The organism is Oceanicella sp. (assembly GCF_056449545.1).
The window spans coordinates 1-17,994 of the sequence record NZ_JBWOMN010000066.1 but is presented as its reverse complement, the minus strand read 5'-3'; the positions used below and the strand labels follow the sequence as shown (position 1 = coordinate 17,994).

At 70.1% G+C, this 17,994-nt stretch carries 18 protein-coding genes and 1 pseudogene; 12 read left to right on the top strand and 7 right to left on the bottom strand.

The genetic code is table 11. The annotated features are described in order from the left end of the window. From AC1HC7_RS09390 to AC1HC7_RS09375, 4 genes are all read right to left on the bottom strand, one after another. A partial coding sequence (locus AC1HC7_RS09390; RefSeq protein WP_479498960.1) for a cytidylate kinase-like family protein occupies nt 1–387 on the bottom strand: 387 nt, incomplete at its 3' end. A gap of 339 nt (nt 388–726) precedes the next feature. Next, entirely contained in the window at nt 727–1,890 is a 1,164-nt protein-coding gene (locus AC1HC7_RS09385) for a pyridoxal phosphate-dependent aminotransferase (protein ID WP_479498087.1), read from the bottom strand. Between the two features lie 163 nt (nt 1,891–2,053). Beyond that, complete coding sequence (locus AC1HC7_RS09380) at nt 2,054–3,364, bottom strand: APC family permease (RefSeq protein WP_479498959.1); 1,311 nt, start codon at nt 3,362–3,364, stop codon at nt 2,054–2,056. A gap of 59 nt (nt 3,365–3,423) precedes the next feature. Continuing rightward, a complete protein-coding gene (locus tag AC1HC7_RS09375) occupies nt 3,424–5,877 on the bottom strand; it encodes a heavy metal translocating P-type ATPase (RefSeq protein WP_479498085.1) in 2,454 nt (817 codons plus the stop codon). A gap of 205 nt (nt 5,878–6,082) precedes the next feature. On the opposite strand from AC1HC7_RS09375, the gene AC1HC7_RS09370 reads away from it, so the two are divergent. The 4 genes from AC1HC7_RS09370 to AC1HC7_RS09355 all read left to right on the top strand — a co-directional run bounded on the left by AC1HC7_RS09370 (nt 6,083) and on the right by AC1HC7_RS09355 (nt 8,242). Beyond that, complete coding sequence (locus AC1HC7_RS09370) at nt 6,083–6,487, top strand: hypothetical protein (RefSeq protein ID WP_479498084.1); 405 nt, start codon at nt 6,083–6,085, stop codon at nt 6,485–6,487. A gap of 317 nt (nt 6,488–6,804) precedes the next feature. After that, on the top strand, nt 6,805–7,539 hold the full coding sequence (locus AC1HC7_RS09365) for a DsbA family protein (protein ID WP_479498083.1): 735 nt from the start codon (nt 6,805–6,807) through the stop codon (nt 7,537–7,539). 35 nt (nt 7,540–7,574) lie between these two features. Then, on the top strand, nt 7,575–7,763 hold the full coding sequence (locus AC1HC7_RS09360; protein ID WP_479498082.1) for a DUF411 domain-containing protein: 189 nt from the start codon (nt 7,575–7,577) through the stop codon (nt 7,761–7,763). A gap of 14 nt (nt 7,764–7,777) precedes the next feature. Beyond that, nucleotides 7,778–8,242 carry a c-type cytochrome gene (locus tag AC1HC7_RS09355; RefSeq protein ID WP_479498081.1) on the top strand — a complete coding sequence of 155 codons (465 nt, stop codon included), beginning with the start codon at nt 7,778–7,780 and terminating at the stop codon, nt 8,240–8,242. A gap of 120 nt (nt 8,243–8,362) precedes the next feature. On the opposite strand, the gene AC1HC7_RS09350 is transcribed toward AC1HC7_RS09355, so the two are convergent. Next, a complete protein-coding gene (locus AC1HC7_RS09350; RefSeq protein WP_479498080.1) occupies nt 8,363–9,019 on the bottom strand; it encodes a cysteine hydrolase family protein in 657 nt (218 codons plus the stop codon). Continuing rightward, nucleotides 9,009–9,824 carry an N-formylglutamate amidohydrolase gene (locus tag AC1HC7_RS09345; RefSeq protein WP_479498079.1) on the bottom strand — a complete coding sequence of 272 codons (816 nt, stop codon included), beginning with the start codon at nt 9,822–9,824 and terminating at the stop codon, nt 9,009–9,011. Before AC1HC7_RS09345 ends, AC1HC7_RS09350 begins: the two co-directional genes overlap by 11 nt. Before the next feature lie 95 nt (nt 9,825–9,919). On the opposite strand from AC1HC7_RS09345, the gene AC1HC7_RS09340 reads away from it, so the two are divergent. From AC1HC7_RS09340 to AC1HC7_RS09305, 8 genes are all read left to right on the top strand, one after another. Then, nucleotides 9,920–11,233, top strand: coding sequence for a type I glutamate--ammonia ligase (locus tag AC1HC7_RS09340; RefSeq protein ID WP_479498078.1), 1,314 nt, complete (start codon nt 9,920–9,922; stop codon nt 11,231–11,233). Then, nucleotides 11,230–11,784: a helix-turn-helix domain-containing protein gene (locus AC1HC7_RS09335; RefSeq protein ID WP_479498077.1), complete on the top strand. Its 555-nt coding sequence runs from the start codon at nt 11,230–11,232 to the stop codon at nt 11,782–11,784. Before AC1HC7_RS09340 ends, AC1HC7_RS09335 begins: the two co-directional genes overlap by 4 nt. Before the next feature lie 380 nt (nt 11,785–12,164). Continuing rightward, complete coding sequence (locus tag AC1HC7_RS09330; RefSeq protein WP_479498958.1) at nt 12,165–13,451, top strand: ABC transporter substrate-binding protein; 1,287 nt, start codon at nt 12,165–12,167, stop codon at nt 13,449–13,451. After that, entirely contained in the window at nt 13,448–14,188 is a 741-nt protein-coding gene (locus AC1HC7_RS09325; RefSeq protein WP_479498075.1) for an ABC transporter ATP-binding protein, read from the top strand. Before AC1HC7_RS09330 ends, AC1HC7_RS09325 begins: the two co-directional genes overlap by 4 nt. Further along, nucleotides 14,181–14,903: an ABC transporter ATP-binding protein gene (locus tag AC1HC7_RS09320; protein WP_479498074.1), complete on the top strand. Its 723-nt coding sequence runs from the start codon at nt 14,181–14,183 to the stop codon at nt 14,901–14,903. The genes AC1HC7_RS09325 and AC1HC7_RS09320 overlap by 8 nt, the downstream gene beginning before the upstream one ends. A 7-nt stretch (nt 14,904–14,910) precedes the next feature. Beyond that, a complete protein-coding gene (locus tag AC1HC7_RS09315; RefSeq protein WP_479498957.1) occupies nt 14,911–15,801 on the top strand; it encodes a branched-chain amino acid ABC transporter permease in 891 nt (296 codons plus the stop codon). Nucleotides 15,802–15,832: 31 nt separating this feature from the next. After that, on the top strand, nt 15,833–16,861 hold the full coding sequence (locus AC1HC7_RS09310) for a branched-chain amino acid ABC transporter permease (RefSeq protein WP_479498072.1): 1,029 nt from the start codon (nt 15,833–15,835) through the stop codon (nt 16,859–16,861). Then, nucleotides 16,858–17,529: a cysteine hydrolase family protein gene (locus AC1HC7_RS09305; protein WP_479498071.1), complete on the top strand. Its 672-nt coding sequence runs from the start codon at nt 16,858–16,860 to the stop codon at nt 17,527–17,529. The genes AC1HC7_RS09310 and AC1HC7_RS09305 overlap by 4 nt, the downstream gene beginning before the upstream one ends. Nucleotides 17,530–17,611: 82 nt before the next feature. Here the strand turns inward: AC1HC7_RS09305 and AC1HC7_RS09300 are convergent. Beyond that, nucleotides 17,612–17,994 (bottom strand): annotated as a pseudogene (locus tag AC1HC7_RS09300) (hypothetical protein); the annotation flags it as partial.

The following is a 17,994-nucleotide window of genomic DNA, read 5'->3' as shown; positions in this document are numbered from 1 at the left end:
CTCCGAGATCTTCTCGCGCTCCATCTCCCAGCGGATCCGGTCCTTCATGTCGGCGAGGATGCGGACCTTCAGCGCGTGGGCCACGTCCTGGACCATGAAATGACCGGCCAGCCCGTGGTAGACCACGTTGTCGTCCTGGAACCGTTTCAGGATCACGGCCCGGAGGTAGGCCACGTATTTTTCCTTCTTGTATCCCAGCCGGTCCAGGATGGTCGGGGCGTCGTGGATCGCCCGGACGAGCGCCACCTCCGGGATCTTGTACTTCTCCGAGGCCTCCCTGTGGACCTGCGCCCGCGAGAGGCAAAGATACCCCAGGCGGCCGGCGACCTTCTCGGCGATCTCCCGGCCCTTGCTGTAAGAACCGCGGGAGAGGGTGATGATTGGCACGGCAATTCCCTCCTCAAGCCGGGGGAAATGCTACACCTTTGCCTTGGTCCCGTCAATTTGTCGCCCGGCCCGCCGCCCTGCCGGCCGGAAACCCGGATGAGGGGAAAGGGGCGCAGCCCCCCCGGACGACCCCCCCCCCCCCGCCCGCCCCCCGGCCGGCCCCCCCGGGCCCCCCCCCCCCCCCCCCCCCCCCCCCCCCGGCCCCCCCCCCGCCCCCCCCCCCCCCCCCCCCCCCCCCCCCCCCCCCCCCCCCCCCCCCCCCCCCCCCCCCCCCCCCCCCCCCCCCCCCCCCCCCCCCCCCCCCCCCCCCGGGGGGGGGAATCGGGGTGCGGGCCGGCGCTACAGGCAGGCGGCGATGCGCCGGATCGCCTCGCGGATGTTGTCGACGCCGTTGGCGTAGGAAAACCGCAGATAGCCCTCGCCCCAGGCGCCGAAGCTGGCGCCTGACACCGTCGCCACGCCGGCCTCGTTCAGGAACCGGTCCTGGGCCTGCGCGGCGCTCATGCCCGTGCCCTCGATGTTGGGGAACGCGTAGAAGGCGCCGGCGGCGTCGGGGCAGCGAAAGCCCGGCAGGGCGTTGAGCGCCTCGACGATGATCGCGCGGCGTTCGCCGAAGGCCGCGACCATGGCGCGGGCCTCGTCCTGCGGGCCCTCCAGCGCCGCGATCCCGGCGTGCTGCGCGCAGGCGTTGACGCAGGAATGGTCGTTGATGCAGAGCCGGGTGACGTGCTCGACCAGCTGTTCGGGCCAGACCGCGTAGCCCAGCCGCCAACCGGTCATGGCGTAGGTCTTGGACCAGCCGTCGAGCATGATCAGCCGGTCGCGGATCTCGGGATATTGCAGCAGGCTGACGTGTCGGCGCCCGCCATAAAGCATCTGGCTGTAGATCTCGTCGGACAGCAGCGCCACCTGGGGGTGGTCGGCGAGCCCGGCGACCAGCCGGTCGATCTCCGCCTTCGGGGTGACGCCGCCGGTTGGGTTGGCGGGGCTGTTGATGATGATCAGGCGGGTGGCGGGGGTGATCTGGGCCAGCACCGCCTCGGCGCTGAAGGCGAAGCCGCTGGATTCCTCCAGCGCGATGGGCACGGGGGCGGCGCCGCTGTAGCGGATCACCGATTCATAGATCGGGAAGCCGGGATTGGGATACATGATCTCCGCCCCCGGTTCGCCGAACATGGTGATGGCGAAGAACATGGTCGGCTTGCCGCCGGGCACGACCACCACGCGATCCGGGTTGACCTCGACCCCGTGACGGCGCGCCAGATCGGCGGCCACCGCCGCGCGCAGCGCCGGCAGGCCATTGGCCGGCGTGTAGCCGTGATGGCCGTCGCGCAGCGCCTTGACGCCGGCCTCGACGATATGGGCGGGGGTGCGGAAATCCGGCTGGCCAATGCCCAGATTGATGATGTCGCGCCCCTCGGCGGCAAGTTTCTGGGCCCGGGCCAGCACCTCGAAGGCGGATTCTGTGCCGAGGCGGGACATGGATGCGGCGAGCTTGAGCATGATGGGGGTCTCGGTCTTTTGAACTGGGCGCGGCGACGGTAGCAATATCGGCGTCGCCGCGAAAGCGCGCATCCAGGGGGGGCCGCGAAAGCGCGCATCCAGGGGGGCGCGAAAGCGCGCATCCAGGGGCGGGCCGCGAAAGCGCGCGGCCGGCGGGGCGCGTTCAGTGATCGGAATGCGCGCGCGGCGCGGTCCAGCCGGGCAGGTAGAGCCGCTCGAAGGCGAAAACCGCGGCGATGGAGGTCGCGGCGATGGCGACGATCAGCGGGTCGCTCCCCAGCTTCAGCGCCGTGAACACCCCCAGCACCACGGCGTCGAGCGCGATCGCCGTGACCAGCGCCCAGGCTTTCGCGCCGATCTCGCGGCGCAATCCGCGCAGCACGCCCCAGTGAATGATCATGTCCATCACCAGATAGAAGAACGCCCCCAGCGAGGCGATGCGGCCAAGATCGAAGAACACCGTCAGGACCGCCGCGATCGCCACGGTGTAGACCAGCGTGTGTTCGCGGATCGGGCCGGACATGCCGAAATGCCGGTGCGGGATCAGCTTCATGTCGCTGAGCATGGCCAGCATCCGCGACACCGCGAACACGCTGGCCAGCAGCCCCGAGGCGGTGGCGATCATGGCCAGCGCCACGGTGACGTAAAGCCCGTATGCGCCGAAGGCGGGCCGCGCCGCCTCGGCCAGCGCATAGTCGCGGGCGGCGGCGATGTCCTCGATGCCGAGATTCGACGCCACCGCGAAGGCGACCAGCAGATACACCGCCGTGCAGATCGCGATAGAGGCGGTGATGGCGCGCCCGACATTGCGGCGCGGGTCGGTGATTTCGGCGCCGCTGTTGGTGATGGTGGTGAAGCCCTTGAAGGCGAGGATCGACAGCGCCACCGAGGCGATGAAGCCGGCGACCGGCAGGTCGGCCGCGGGCTGCGCCGCCGCCGGGGTCATGCGCCCGACGACAAGCGCCGCCGCCCCGAACAGCGCGATGCCGCCGATCTTGATCGCCGCCATGACGAAGGACAGCGCCCCCACCGACCGGCTGCCCCGGGCGTTGACCAGGTAGGCGAAGCCGATCAGCGCCACGCCCAGCGCCGGGGCCATCCAGCTGTCGGCGCCGATGCCGAAGGGGCGCAGCGCGTAGGTCCCGAAGGTGCGCGCCACCAGGCTTTCGCTGATCACCATGGACAGGGTCATCAGCATCGCCGCGCCCGCCGCCAGCGCCCCGGGCCCGTAGGCGCGCACCAGGATCATCGCCACCCCGCCCGCCGACGGGTGGGCGTTGGACATCCTGACATAGGTGTGGGCGCTGAACCCGGCGACCACGGCGCCGGCGATGAAGGACAGCGGGAACAGCGGCCCCGCCAGCGCCGCGATCTGCCCGACCAGCGCGAAGATGCCGGCGCCGATCATCACCCCGGTGCCCATGGAGATCCCGCCGATCAGCGTGATGCTGTCCTTCTGGTATCCGCTGTCCATGGTCCTTCGATCTCCGCTGATTGTCCGTCCGCCGATCGCCGATCGCCGGTCCGCGCCGGTCAGATCTTGGCGCGCCGCAGCCTGAGCGCGTTGGCGATGACCGAGACCGAGGACAGGCTCATGGCCGCGGCGGCGAACATGGGCGAGATCAGGATGCCGAAGGCCGGATACAGCGCCCCCGCCGCCACCGGCACGCCGAGCCCGTTATAGACCATGGCGAAGAACAGGTTCTGGCGGATGTTGCGCATGGTGGCGACCGACAGTCGCCGCGCCCGCACGATGGCGTCGAGATCGCCGGTGATCAGCGTGAAGCCGGCGCTTTCGATGGCCACGTCGGCGCCGGCGCCCATGGCGATGCCCACATCGGCCTGGGCCAGCGCCGGGGCGTCGTTCACACCGTCGCCGGCCATGGCCACCCTGGCCCCCGCCGCCTGCAGGTCCTTGACGATGCGGGCCTTGTCCGCGGGCATCACGTCGGCGCGGATCTCGTCGATGCCGAGCCGCCCCGCCACCGCCTTGGCGGTGCGCGCGTTGTCGCCGGTGGCCATGATGATGCGGAAGCCCAGCGCGTGCAGCTTTTCCAGCGCCGCCGGCGTGCCCGCCTTCACCGGGTCGGCCACCGCCACCAGCCCGGCGATGCGCCCGTCCAGCGCCACGAACATCACGGTTTCGCCGGCGTCGCGGCGCGCGTCGGCGATCCCGGTCAGTTCGCCGTCGTCAAGCCCCATCTCGGCCATCATCCGCGCGTTGCCCAGCGCCACCGCGCGCCCGTCCACCACGCCCTTCACGCCCATGCCGGTGACCGCCTCGAAATCCTCGGCCTTGCTCAGCGTCACGCCGCGGGTTTCGGCGCCGCGCAGGATCGCCTCGGCCAGCGGATGCTCCGATCCGCGCTCCAGCGAGGCGGCGAGCCGCAGCACCTCGGCCTCCTCGCGCCCGGCCGCGGGCAGCACCGCGACCAGGCTGGGCCGGCCTTCGGTGAGCGTGCCGGTCTTGTCCACCACCAGCGTGTCCACGGCGGCGAAATTCTCCAGCGCCTCGGCGTTGCGGATCAGCACCCCGGCCTGGGCGCCGCGTCCGGTGGCGGTCATGATCGACATGGGCGTGGCCAGCCCCAGCGCGCAGGGGCAGGCGATGATCAGCACCGAGACGGCCGCGACCAGCGCATAGGCCAGCGGCGGCGTCGGCCCCCAGATCGACCAGGCGACGAAGGCGAGGATCGCCACCCCGATCACCGCCGGCACGAACTTGCCCGCCACCGCGTCCGCCAGTTTCTGGATCGGGGCGCGGGACCGCTGGGCGCTGGCGACCATGTCCACGATCTGGCTGAGCATGGTGTCGGCGCCGACGCGGGTCGCCTCCATCACCAGCGATCCGGTGCCGTTGATGGTGGCGCCGGTGATCGGGTCGCCGACGGTCTTTTCCACCGGCGCCGGTTCGCCCGAGATCATGGATTCGTCGACCGAGGAACGCCCCTCGATCACCACCCCGTCGACCGGGGCCTTTTCGCCCGGGCGCACGCGCAGGCGGTCGCCGACCTTCACGTCCTCGAGCGGGATTTCCTCCTCCGTGCCGTCCTCGCGGATCACCCGCGCGGTCTTGGCCGCCATGTCGAGCAGGGCGCGGATCGCCGATCCGGTGCGTTCGCGCGCGCCAAGCTCGAGGATCTGGCCCAGCAGAACCAGCACCACGATCACCGCGCCGGCCTCGAAATACACCCCGACATTGCCGTCGGCGTCGCGAAAGCCGTCCGGGAAGATCCCCGGGACCAGCACCGCGGCGATGCTGAACAGCAGCGCCGCCCCCGCGCCCATGGCGATCAGGCTGAACATGTTGAGATTCATCGTCCGGTAGGATTTCCAGCCGCGGGTGAAGAACGGCCAGCCCGACCACAGGATCACCGGGGTTCCCAGCAGCAATTCGATCCACAGCGCCGTGCGCTCGCCGATCCATTCGCGGATCGGCAGGCCCAGATACGGCCCCATGGTCAGCACCAGCAGCGGCAGGGTCAGCGCCGCGCCGATGGCGAAGCGGCGCTTGAAATCCACCAGCTCCGGGTTCGGGCCCTCGTCGCCCGTCGGCACGCCCCTGGGCTCCAGCGCCATGCCGCAGATCGGGCATTCGCCGGGGCCGATCTGTTCGATCTCCGGGTGCATGGGGCAGGTGTAGACCGTGCCCTCGGGCATGGGGGCCGGCGCCGCGCGTTCGCCAAGCCAGTCCTCCGGCGCGGCGGTGAACTTGTCGTGGCATGCGTCCGAGCAGAAGTAGAATTTTTCGCCCTGATGGCTGGCGATATGGCGGGCCGAGGCGCGGGCCACCGTCATGCCGCAGACCGGGTCGGTCGATTCGATGAACTCCTGCGGCGCGGCGACGAAGCGGTCATGGCAGCGCGTCGAGCAGAAATGGTAGGCGTGGCCGTCATGCGCGGCGGAGGGCTTGCCGGCGTCCGGATCGACCTCCATGCCGCAAACGGGATCCCTGAGGATGGCGACGGCGTCTGAATGGGCGTTCATCTGTGCCTCGACATGTTGCGTTGCGCGGCGCCGAAGATGGGCATTCCAGTGGCTGGAAGGTCAAGGCGGGCCGGGTTTATTTCTCGACCGCTTGACCTTCCATCAGGGGGAAGCTTTATCTGGAAGACGCGGGTGCGCGCGCCGGTCGAGCGCGCGCCGGTCTGAAGCGCGCCCGGTGCGGCGCGCGGGCAGGAAAGCGGCGGATTTGCGCAAGACGAGCGCCAGGGACGGGTTGAAGCTGGCGGCGCGCGCCCTGCGCGCGGCGTGGCTTGGGCATGCGCTGCTGCTGGCGGCGCTGGTCCTTGGCCTGACCGCGGCGCCGGGGCATGCGGCGCCGGGCGCGGGCATGGCCGCAGGGCGCGACATGGCCGTTCAGCCGCAGACGGACCTCCTTGGCGCAGGCGGCGCCGCCCCGGGCTGCTGCCGCATCGCCGAAACCGGCGCCGCCTGCGCCGAGATCGCCTGCGCCGGTCTGGCGCTGGCGGCGCCGCCGCCGATCCTCCTGCGGGCCCGCGCCAGGGCCGGGCGCCGGGCGCCGCGTCACCGCCGCCAGCCGCCGGGCATGGCGCTGACGCCCTCGATTCGACCGCCGATACCCGTCCGGCGCTGAGCCGCCGCCTGCGGGCGCGCGGTCCTCGACGTCGATTTTCGATGAGTCCGATCCGGAGCAGACCCAATGACCGCATTTTCCGCAGGCGCAGCCGCCGGAGCGGCGCCGCGCGACCGTCCCGCGACACCGCCCGCCATGGCCCCGCTCAGCCGCCGCATCGACAACGCCATGGACCGCGCGCCCGGGCCGGCCCGGCGGCCGACGCCGCCGGGGGGCTGCGCCCGGCCCGAGCGGCCGCGCGGCGCCATTCGACATTCGGCGCCCGCTGCGCCTGCAAACAACCGGCGCCCGGGGCGCCCGCTGCAAAAGGAAAACCCATGAAACCGCTCATCCGCCTCGCCATCGGCGCGCTCGCCCTGATCTGGGGCTTTCAGGCCGCTGCGCAAAGCTTCGACGCCGCCGACGAGGCGCGCATCAAGGAACTGGCCCTGCAGGCGCTGCTGGAAAAGCCCGAGATCCTGCGCGAGGCCATCGCCATCCTCAAGCGCCGCGACGCCGAGGCGCAGACCGCGTCGGTGAGCCGGGTGCTGCGGGACCGCCGCGCCGAGCTTGAGCGCGACCCCAACGCCCCGGTGCTGGGCAATCCCGAGGGCGACGTCACCATCGTCGAATTCTTCGACTACAACTGCCCCTATTGCAAACGCGCCGCCAAGGAACTGAAACCGCTGCTCGCCGCCGATGGCGGGGTGCGGCTGGTGTATCGCGAATGGCCGATTCTGGGCGAGGGCTCGGTCTTCGCCACCCGCGCCGCGCTGGCCGCCCGCAAGCAGGGCAAATACGAGGAGATGCACTGGGCGCTGATGGCCCAGACCCGGGTCAACGAGGCCTCGACCCTGAAGGCGGCGCGCGACATCGGGCTCGACATCGAGCGGATGCGCGCCGACATGCAGGCCCCCGAGGTCGCCGAGCACATCGCCCTGTCCATGGCGCTGGCCAATGATCTGGGCATCACCGGCACGCCGTCCTTCGTCATCGGCGACGCGCTGGCCCCGGGGCTGATCCCGCGCGCCCGCATGGAAAGCCTGATCGCCGATGTGCGCCAGAGCCGCTGACCCCCGTCGGATCGAGACCTGAAAAGGAGATCGCCATGCAATGTCGCATGTTCCCGATGGCCGCCTTCGCGCTGCCGCTGCGCGCCCGGCTCCGCCCCATGCGGGTGACGAAATCGCCCAGCTGCGGCTGCTGCGCCGGCTGGGCGGCGCATGTGCGCGACGCCGGGTTCGAGCTTGAGGCGCGCGACATGACCGACGCGGCGCTGTTCGCGCGCCACGATTGAGGAGGACGCGGGACATGGCCTTGCCTGAGTGGATTTCGGGGCGCCGCCGGCTGATCGGGGCCGGGGCGCTGGGCGTCGCGCTCGCCGTCGCCGCCGGGTATCTGGCGATCGGCGCGCCGCGCCCCGATCCGGCGCGCGGCGCGGCGCTATATGCGGAAAACTGCGCCGGCTGCCACGGCGTCAATCTCGAAGGCGCCGCGGACTGGAAAAACCCCGGCCCCGACGATCGCCTGCCGCCCCCGCCCCATGACGCCAGCGGCCATAGCTGGCATCACGCCGACGCGCTGCTGTTTCGCATCGTCAGGGACGGCAGCGAATCGGTGATCGGCGGCGATTACAAAAGCGACATGGCCGGCTTTGGCGACCGGCTGAGCGATGGCGAGATCCGCGACATCCTCGCCTTCATCAGGCAGAGCTGGCCCGAGCGGGAGCGCAATTACCAGGCGCAGATGACCCGTCAGGACGAAGCCGCCAACTGAGTCCGTCTTTGTGTCGGGGGCGCTGGGCGCGACCGGCGGGCGGGCGTTCCGGCGTCTTGCATGGGGGCGGCTGATTGCTGTCTCGAGGGCTGAACCGCCGCGCCCGACTGGCGCGGCGGTTCAGCCCGTCGCGGCCAGTTCGGCGCAGATCTCGTCGGTGCTGCGCTGGCGGCAATAGCCCTTCAGCTCCTCCAGCGCCCGCGCGTGGCGCTCGGGCGAATACGAGGCGCAGGCGTCGCTGGCCAGCGTCACCAGATAGCCCAGATCGCAGGCGACCCGCACCGCCGAACTGACGCATTGATCGGTGATGAAGCCGGAAATCACCAGCTGCCGCTTGCCCATGTTGCGCAGCACATAGTCGATATTGGTGGACACGAACACGTTCGACGAGGTCTTGGGAAAAACCATCTCGTCGCCCTCGGGCGCGATTTCCTCCAGCACCCGCGCGTCCCAGGATCCGCGCGGCACGTTGAAGCCGGTGATGCGGTAGTCGAGGCTGCGGTCGCGCCCGTCGCGGGTCAGACTCTCGATCACCGTGTACATGACCTCGACCCCCGCGCCCCGGCAGGCGGTTTGCAGGCGGGCCATGTTGGCGAGGGTCCGTGCGGCGATGTGATCCATGAACCAGCCGAAGCGCGACCGGAAATCGGCGTCCGACATGCCGTCGAATTCGCCGCCCTCGCGTCTGGCGCTGAAATTCTGCACGTCGATGAACAGCAGCGCCGAGGATGGCGGGATCAATGCCAGCTCGCGGCTGTCCAGGGCGTCAAAATCCATTCTCTCGGTCCTTTGCGCTTGCGAAAATCATCGGCAGGGTTCTGGCCAGGGCCTCGGCCAGCAGGTCGCCCCAGCGCGCGGCGGTCGCGGCGTCGGCGATCAGGTCGTTGCGGATCTCGATCAGCACATGGGGCAGGCCGCGCGCCTCGCCATGGCGGGGAATGGTGACGTCGGAGGCGTCCTCGATCGCGTAGGGCTGGTTGAGAGCCACCGGCGCGTCGGGGGCCAGACCCCGGATCGCGCCCGCCAGCCCCTCGGCCAGCGTCAGGTCGGCCCGCGCCAGCAGCCCGACATGGAAGGGGCGCGCCGGGCCGTCGCGCAGGCGCGGCGTGAAACTGTGGATCGCCGCCAGCGCCATGGGCCGGCCGGCGCGCGCATCCAGCAACCCGGCGACCGCGTCATGAAACGGCGCGTGGATCGCCCGCCAGCGGGCGTCGATTTCGCCGCCGCCAAGCCCGGCGTTGAACGGGATCGACGTGCCGTCGCTGACCTCCGGGGCCAGATCCGGCGCGTGGCGCGGGCGGTTGCAGTCGATCACCAGCCGCGAATAGCGCTGGATCGCCAGCGGCGCGTCAAGCCGCGCCGCCATGCGCCGCGCCACCGCCGCCGCGCCGGGATCAAAGGCGATGTGGCGCGCCATGTCGGGGCCGGGCGGGGCGTGGGCGGCCAGCGCGCGCGGCGTCGCGCGCCCGCCATGTTCGCAGGTCAGCACCGCCGGCCCGCGCCGGTCCGCGCCCGCCAGTTCCACCGGCGGCGGGTCGCCCGGATCGAGCGACTTGAAAATGTCCCGGTTCGCTGCTTGCATGGGGGCCTGTTTTCAATTCTGAAAAACTATGAAAAACTCATTCCCGCGCCCTGTCAATCGAGGCGCCCGCCGATGCGGCGGAAACGGAGGCGAAGGTGAAAAACCAATCCCTGATCTATCTCTGCACCAGCGACATCGCGGGCAAGCTGCGCGGCAAGGGCTATCCCGCCGACGCGTTCAACGCCGACAGGCCGCGCGCCGTCGGCTGGACGCCGACCAATGTGCAGATCACCTGTTTCGACGTCATCGCCGACAGCCCGTTCGGGGCGCTGGGCGACCTGATCCTGACCCCCGACCCGGCGACCCGCGCCAGGATCGATTTCGACGACGGCGGGCCGGTGGAGGATTTCGCGCTCGGCGACGTGACCCATATGGACGGCCGCCCCTGGGAATGCTGCACGCGCGCGATCCTGCGCCAGGCGCTGGCTCGGCTTCGCTCGGCGACCGGGCTCGGGCTCTACGGCGCCTTCGAGCACGAATTCCACATGCCCGCGCGCAACGGCCCGCCGGGCGAGGCCTATTCGCTGTCGGGGTTTCGCAGCGAACGCCGCTTCGCCGAAACGCTGATGGGCGCGCTCGCCGCCGGCGGCATCGCGCCCGACACCTTCATGCGCGAATTCGGCGCCGACCAGTTCGAGGTCACCGTGGACCCGGCGCGCGGGCTCGCCATCGCCGATCAGGCGGCGCTGCTGCGCGAGATCGCCCGCGCCACCGGCGAAAGGCTGGGCCGCCCGGTCAGTTTCTCGCCGCTGCGCAAGCCCGGGGCGGTGGGCAACGGCGTGCATGTCCATCTCAGCTTTCGCGACGCGCGCGACCGGCCCGCGACCTACGACCCGGACGGCCCCCACGGCATGGCCCCCCGGACCGGCGCCTTCATCGCCGGGGTGCTGGCGCATCTGCCGGCGCTGATCGCCTTCACCGCGCCGAGCGTGATTTCCTGCCAGCGCCTCGCGCCCCACCGCTGGAGCGCCGCGTTCAACAATCTTGGCGCGCAGGACCGGGAGGCGGCGGTGCGCATATGCCCGGTGTCGCGGGCGAAGGGCGCCGACCCGGCCAGGCAATACAATTTCGAGTTTCGCGCCTGCGACGCCGCCGCGTCGCCGCATCTGGCGCTGGCGGCGATCGTCCATGCCGGGGTTGCGGGCATCGAGGCCGGGCTGGCGGCGCCCGAGGCCACCGAGGAGGACCTGTCGCTGCTTGACGACGCGGCGCTGGCGGCGCGCGGCTACGCGCGGCTGCCGCAATCGCTGGGCGCGGCGCTGGACCTGCTCGACGCCGACGCCGCGATGCGCGGCTGGTTCCCGCCCGGCTTCGTCGATGTCTATCTGGCCCACAAGCGCGGCGAGATCGCGCATCTGGAGGGCATGAGCGAGGCCGACGCCTGCGCCGCCTACGAGCAGGTCTATTGAGCCCGGCGGGGCTGAATGTCGGCGCCAGCATCCGGCGGTTTCGCGTCGCCAAGGGGCTGACCCTGACCGAACTGGGGCGGCGCAGCGGCGTCTCCATCGCCACCATTTCGAAAATCGAGAACGACAAGATCTCCGGCGGGTTCGAGACCATCTACAAGCTGGCCCGCGGCCTCGGCGTGCTGGTCACCGAGATCATCGACGGCGAGGCCGAACCCCGCGAACCGGTGACGCTGCATCGCGGCGACGGCGACGTGCACCGCACCGCGCTCTACGACTATTTCCCGCAGGCGACGCGCCACGCGGGGGCGCTCACCCCTTACCTGATGCGCATCCATGCACGCGCGGCGCCCGAGCGGCGCGACTGGTCGATCCATGACGGCGAGGAAGTGATCATCGTGCTGGACGGCGCCATCGAGCTTTTGCGCGAGGACGCGGCGCCGGTGCGGCTGGAGGCCGGCGACAGCGCCTGCTTTGATTCGGGGCGGCGGCATTGTTTCGTCAATGCGGGGGAAGGCGAGGCGCGGATCGTTTCGGTGTCCACGCGGCGCTAGGGGGCGTGATCACGATATCTTAACCCGCGCATTTCGAAGCGGGGTCCCGTTGTTGCCATTGCGTGGCGGAGAGCGCTTGTTCGCATTCAGGAAATATGGATTCCGGAAGTGAAATTCCGAATTATTGATGTTCATAAGGCTTGTATTCGAAATAAAAGCGAACGCTTGTTGTTTGCTTCATTGTCCGCCTGGAGGGTGTCGGCGCCCTATTCCCGATCAGTAAATCCCCCATTGGCGGCATGCGGACAACGAATTGAAACCGGATCCCGGCGCCGGCCATGAAAATTTTCATATTTGAAAATTCCCCCGACTCGGCTACCCTCGGCCCACCGGCGCCAGTTTCAAAAAGATCGCCGGCCACTGATGGGAGGTTACGAACAATGGCAATCCAGACCGGAATTCTGGCGGGAGTCGGCCTTGCGGCGATGCTCGCGGCGCCGCTCGCCATGGCGGGCTCGGACGAAATTCTGATCGGCGGCACGCTCAGCCTGACCGGGATTCAGGCGCCCCTCGACACCCCGGGCTTCAACGGCGCGCAGGTGGCGGTGAAGGCGCTCAACGATGCCGGCGGACTGCTCGGCAGGCCGGTGAAATTCGTCAATCTCGACGGCAAGTCCGACCCTGTGGTGGTGGGCAACGCCGCGGTGCAGCTGATCGACGAGGGCGCCGAGCTGATCGTCGCGCCCTGCGATTTCGATTTCGGCGGCCCCGCCGGGCGCGAGGCGCAGGCGGCGGGCGTGGTCGGCATCTCCACCTGCGCGTCGGACCCGCTGTATTCGTCCTGGTCGCTGGGGGATCTGCAATTCACCCTGTCGATGTGGAACACCACCATGGGCGCCGCAGCCGCCGAATACGCCTTGAACGAACGCGGCTGGAAGACCGCCTACGTGGTCACCGACCAGTTCATCGCCTACACCAAGTCGCTGTCGAAATATTTCGTGGAACATTACAAGGCCATCGGCGGCGAGGTGATCCTGGAGGACAGCTACACCAACGGCGACAACGATTTTTCGGCCCAGCTGGCGCGGCTGCAGGCGCTGGGCAAGAAGCCGGACGTGATCTACATATCCTCCTACGGCACCGACATCGCGGTGATGATCCGGGCGCTGCGCGAGGTCGGCTACGACGCCCCGGTGCTGGGCGGCGACAGCTATGACGACCCGGCGATTCACGAGGCGCTGGGCGAGCGGCTGGGCAACGACGTGTATTTCGTCACCCACACCTGGATGGGGCCGGAAGGCCATCCCGACATGCCGAAATTCATCGAGCTGTATCGCGAGATGTATGGCGAGGATCCCGACACCTCGTTCGTCGCCACCGGCTGGGACACCATCATGCTGATGGCCGAGGCGGTGAAGATGGCCGGCACGACCGACGGTCCGGCGGTGGCCAGGGCGCTGGAGGAGGGCGAGTTTCATCTGCTCACCGGCGACCTGTCCTATCGCAGCGCCGCCGAGGGGCATCAGCCCGACAAGGCCGCGGCGCTGGTGGAGCTGAAAGGCGGCAAGCCGTCCTTCATCGGCTGGCGCCAGCCGAAGAACCCGCCCAAGCCCGGAACCAGTCGCGGCGGGGGCCGGGGGGGGGGGCCCCCGCCCCGCGCCAGGGGGGGGCCGCGGGGGTTTGGCCCCCGGCCCCGAGCCCATGCGGGGACCGGATTTTCCCAATGACCGAACACTCACTCAGAACGATCGGGATCTCGGTCGAATTCTCCGGCCTGCGCGCGCTCGACGACGTGTCGCTGACGCTGCCGCCGGGCGAGATCCTGGGGCTGATCGGCCCCAACGGGTCGGGCAAGACCACGCTGGTCAACGCCGTCACCGGGCAAGTGCCGCTGGCGGCGGGCCGGGTGATGCTGGGCGCGGAGGATCTGACCGGCCGGACCCCGCGCGCCGTGGCGCTGGGCGGCGTGGCGCGGTCGTTCCAGATCGTGCGGCTGTTTGACAATCTCACCGTGCTCGACAACGTGGCGACCGCGGCGCTGGCCCATGGCGCGGGGCGCCGGGCGGCGCGGGACAAGGCGCTGGCGCTGCTGGGGGAATTCGGCCTGGAGGCGCGCGCCGACGACCTGGCGCTGGGGCTCAGCTACGGCGACAAGCGCCGGGTCGAGATCGCCCGCGCGCTGGCCGGGGATCCGAAATTCCTGCTGCTCGACGAACCCGCCGCCGGGATGAACGACGCCGAGACCGCCGCCTTGCTGGCGATCCTCGCCGATCTGCCCAAGGCGCGCGGGCTGGGGCTGCTGATCATCGACCACGACATGGGGCTGATCATGCGCCTGTGCAAACGTCTGCACGTGCTGGCCTCGGGGCGCACCATCGCCGAGGGCGACACCGAAAGCGTGCGCGCCAGCCCGGCGGTGATCGCGGCCTATCTGGGCGCCGGGGCGGAGGCCGCCCATGGCTGAGGCCCCCATGCTCGAAGTCACGCGATTGCAGGTGCGCTACGGCGCCATCCGCGCGGTGCGCGACGTGTCGCTGACCCTGAACGAAGGCGAACTGGTGACCCTGCTGGGCGCCAACGGGGCGGGCAAGTCATCGACCCTGATGTGCATCGCCGGGGCGTTGCGCGCCGCCGCCGGGGCCATCCGGCTCGACGGCGTGGACGTGACCGACGCCAGCCCCGAAAGGATGGTGCGCCTGGGCGTCGCCACGGCGCCCGAGACCCGCGACGTGTTCCCCGACCTCACCGTGGCCGAGAACCTGCGTCTGGGCGCCTATGTGCGCCGCGCCGACACCGCCGGGACGGCGGCCGACCAGGCCCGCATGTTCGACATGTTCCCGGTGCTGAGCGAGCGGCGCGAGCAGCCCGCGGGCACCCTGTCGGGGGGCGAGCAGCAGATGCTGGTGATCGCCCGCGCGCTGATGTCGCGCCCGCGCCTGCTGCTGCTGGACGAGCCGTCGCTGGGGCTCGCCCCCACCATCGTGGACCGGATTTTCGACATGATCGCGGACCTGAAGGCGTCCGGGCTGACCATCCTGCTGGTGGAGCAGAACGCCGCCAAGGCGCTGTCGGTGGCGGACCGGGCCTATGTGATGCGGCTCGGGGCCATCGCGGCCGAGGGCGCGGCGGACGAGATCGCCGCCGCCGCCGATCTGAAATCGCTGTATCTGGCGGGGTGACGGGCGGATGACGGGATTCGTGCAATTCGTGATCGACGTGCTCAGCCTCGGCGGGCTCTACGCGCTGATGGCGCTGGGGCTGGTGATCGTCTACGGCATCCTCAAGCTGGTGAATTTCGCCTATGGCGAGCTGATCATGGTGGCCGGCTACACCATGTATCTGGTCAATGGATCGGGGCTGCCATGGCTGGCCATGGCGGCGGTGGCGGTGCTGATGGCCATCGTCGCGGGCATCGCCACCGATTACGTGGCCTTCCGCCCGGTCAGGGCGAAATCGGTGACCGCGGTGCTGATCACCTCCTTCGCCTTCTCGACCCTGCTGCAGAACGCGGCGCTGCTGTTCATCTCGCCGCGCCCGCGCAACGTGCCGCTGCCGGAGATCTTCTCGACCACCGTCGAGATCGCCGGCGTGGTCACCCCGATGCGCAACATCATCACCATCGTGACGTCGCTGACCCTGCTGGCCGGGTTCGCCTGGCTGATGCGCCGATCCGTGCTGGGCGTCGCCATGCGCGCCGCGGCGACCAATTTCACCATGGCGCGGATGCTGGGGGTGCCGGCGAACCTGATCATCACCTCGGCCTTCGCCATCAGCGGCTTCATGGCCGGGGTGGTGTCGATGCTGTGGATCGGGCGCATCGGCGCGGTGGTGCCGGGGATCGGGCTGGAACCGCTGCTGATCGCCTTCATCGCCACGGTGATCGGCGGCATGCGATCGTTGCAGGGCGCGGTGCTGGGCGGGTTTCTGCTGGCTTTCATCGACACCGGGCTGAACTACACGCTGCCCCAGGATCTGCTGAAGTTCCGCGACGCCTTCACGTTTTCGCTGGTGATCCTGATCCTGCTCTGGCGGCCCGAGGGGCTGATCAAGGGCCCGGCGACGGGCCAGAGGACCTGACCATGCTTGACCGCAAGACAAGGAGAACGCCATGATCCGGCGCCTTCTGACCGCCGCCATCCTGCTGGGCATGATCGCGGCGCTGGTCGCGGGGGCCGAGATCATCGACGTGCGGCTGTTCACCCGCATCGCGCTCAATCTGTCCATCGGGCTGGTGCTGGTGCTGGGGCTGCAGGTGTTCATGGGCAATTCCGGGATCCTCAGCTTCGCCCATATCGGCTTCATGGGCATCGGCGCCTACACCACCGCGGTGCTGACCATCCCGGCGCAGATGAAGGGCATGGCGCTGCCCGACCTGTATCCGTTTCTGGCGGAGGTGCAGATCTCGCCCTATCTGGGCATCGTCATCGGCGGCTTCGCGGCGGCGGCGGTGGCGGCGGCGGTGTCCTACCCGCTGATGCGGCTGTCGGACGCGGCGGCGGTGATCACGTCGTTTGCGCTGCTGGTGGTGCTGCACGCGATCATGACCAACTGGAGCGTGCTCACCAACGGGCCGCGCACCCTGTTCGGCCTGCCGCGCGCCACCGATCTGCCGCTGGCGGCGGGGGTGGCCGCGGCGGCGGTGATCGTGGCGCTGGCGTTCAAGGACTCGCGCACCGGATTGCTGCTGCGCGCCTCGCGCGATGACGAGGTCGCGGCGGGCGCCATGGGCGCGCATATCCCGCATCTGCGCTGGCGCGCCTTCGTGTTGAGCGCGCTGTTCGCCGGGGTCGCCGGCGGGCTGTGGGGGCATTTCATCACTTCGTTCTCGCCGCGCGCCTTCTATCTGAAGGAAACCTTCGTGATCCTCGGCATGCTGGTGATCGGCGGCGCCAACACCGTCACCGGCGCGGTCATGGGCGCCTTCATCGTCACCGCCGCCTTCGAGAGCCTGCGCGCGCTGGAGGCGGCGCTGAACCGCGCCGACATCTTCGCCGATCAAGTGGTCGGCATCACCGAAATGACGCTGGCCGCGGCGATGATCGCGGTGCTGAGCCTGCGCCCCGGCGGCTTGTTCCCGACGCGCGAGATCGGCACGCTGCTGGTCAAGCGTTTCGGCAGAAAAAGGAACCGGGGATGAACTGGAAAACCGCGCGCCGATCCTTCTACTACGCCGACGCCGCGCCGCCCGATGACATCGCGCTTGACCCGGCGCGCACCGCGCTGCTGGTGGTGGACATCCAGAACACCTATCTGGCGCCCAAGGACAGCGACGCCGAGAACGCCCGCTGGCGGCCGTTCTTCGATCGCATGCGCGAGGCGGTGATCCCCAACACGGCGCGCCTGATCGACGCCGCCCGGGCGCGCGGCGTCGAGGTGATCTTCGCACGCATCGCCTGCCTCAAGCTCGACGGGCGCGACCGGTCGCTGAGCCAGAAGAAGCCGGGCTTCAACTACCTGCTGCTGCCCAAGGATCGCGAGGATTCCCAGATCGTGCCGGACCTGGCCCCCGACCCGGACGAGATCACCGTGATCAAGACCACGGACAGCGCGCTCACCGGCACCAACCTCCGGTTGATCCTGCGCAACATGGGGATCAGCGACGTGGTGGTGGCGGGGATCTTCACCGACCAGTGCATCTCGTCAACGGTGCGCAGCCTCGCCGATGAAAGCTTTGGCGTGGTGGTGGTGGATGATTGCTGCGCGGCGGCGACCATGGAGCTGCATGACCGCGAGCTGGAGATCATCAACATGATCTATTGCCATGTGGCGACGCTTGACGAGACGCTGGGGTTTTTCACCGACTGACCTGCCGCGCCTGCCTGACCTGCCGCGCCTGACGCGCCTGCCTGACCTGCCTGACCTGCCTGACCTGCCGCGCGCGCGGGGCTCACCAGTCGATGCCGGCCCGGCTTGCGGCGAGCGCGGCGGCGAGCGCGCCCCGGTCCTCGACGCCGCCCAGCGGGCGCACCGCCAGATCGATGCGCCGCGCGGCGTTGTAGCCCTGCGCCGCGGCCATGCTCGGCGCCCGGTCGTATTGCGCGCGGTAACTGGCGCCAAAGGCGCCGGCGCGCCAGTCCCGGGGCAGGGCGCCGGGGATCATGGCCAGCGGGCCGCCCCGGGTTGCGCCTTGCGCCGGGGCGGCGGCTCCCCCCCCGAGGTCGAGCAGAAGATCGGCCCCCCGCCCCCCCGCGTCGCCCGCGCCCGGCGCCGGACACATGTATACCTCGAGCCCCCCCACATGCCCCTCGGAGTCCACGGCGGCGTGACCCT

Bases quoted from the DNA above. Each gene is read 5' to 3' on its own strand.
- AC1HC7_RS09385 (WP_479498087.1), bottom strand. From the start codon at position 1,890: ATGCTCAAGCTCGCCGCATCCATGTCCCGCCTCGGCACAGAATCCGCC.
- AC1HC7_RS09380 (WP_479498959.1), bottom strand. From the start codon at position 3,364: ATGGACAGCGGATACCAGAAGGACAGCATCACGCTGATCGGCGGGATC.
- AC1HC7_RS09375 (WP_479498085.1), bottom strand. From the start codon at position 5,877: ATGAACGCCCATTCAGACGCCGTCGCCATCCTCAGGGATCCCGTTTGC.
- AC1HC7_RS09365 (WP_479498083.1), top strand. From the start codon at position 6,805: ATGAAACCGCTCATCCGCCTCGCCATCGGCGCGCTCGCCCTGATCTGG.
- AC1HC7_RS09360 (WP_479498082.1), top strand. From the start codon at position 7,575: ATGCAATGTCGCATGTTCCCGATGGCCGCCTTCGCGCTGCCGCTGCGC.
- AC1HC7_RS09355 (WP_479498081.1), top strand. From the start codon at position 7,778: ATGGCCTTGCCTGAGTGGATTTCGGGGCGCCGCCGGCTGATCGGGGCC.
- AC1HC7_RS09350 (WP_479498080.1), bottom strand. From the start codon at position 9,019: ATGGATTTTGACGCCCTGGACAGCCGCGAGCTGGCATTGATCCCGCCA.
- AC1HC7_RS09345 (WP_479498079.1), bottom strand. From the start codon at position 9,824: ATGCAAGCAGCGAACCGGGACATTTTCAAGTCGCTCGATCCGGGCGAC.
- AC1HC7_RS09330 (WP_479498958.1), top strand. From the start codon at position 12,165: ATGGCAATCCAGACCGGAATTCTGGCGGGAGTCGGCCTTGCGGCGATG.
- AC1HC7_RS09325 (WP_479498075.1), top strand. From the start codon at position 13,448: ATGACCGAACACTCACTCAGAACGATCGGGATCTCGGTCGAATTCTCC.
- AC1HC7_RS09320 (WP_479498074.1), top strand. From the start codon at position 14,181: ATGGCTGAGGCCCCCATGCTCGAAGTCACGCGATTGCAGGTGCGCTAC.
- AC1HC7_RS09315 (WP_479498957.1), top strand. From the start codon at position 14,911: ATGACGGGATTCGTGCAATTCGTGATCGACGTGCTCAGCCTCGGCGGG.
- AC1HC7_RS09310 (WP_479498072.1), top strand. From the start codon at position 15,833: ATGATCCGGCGCCTTCTGACCGCCGCCATCCTGCTGGGCATGATCGCG.
- AC1HC7_RS09305 (WP_479498071.1), top strand. From the start codon at position 16,858: ATGAACTGGAAAACCGCGCGCCGATCCTTCTACTACGCCGACGCCGCG.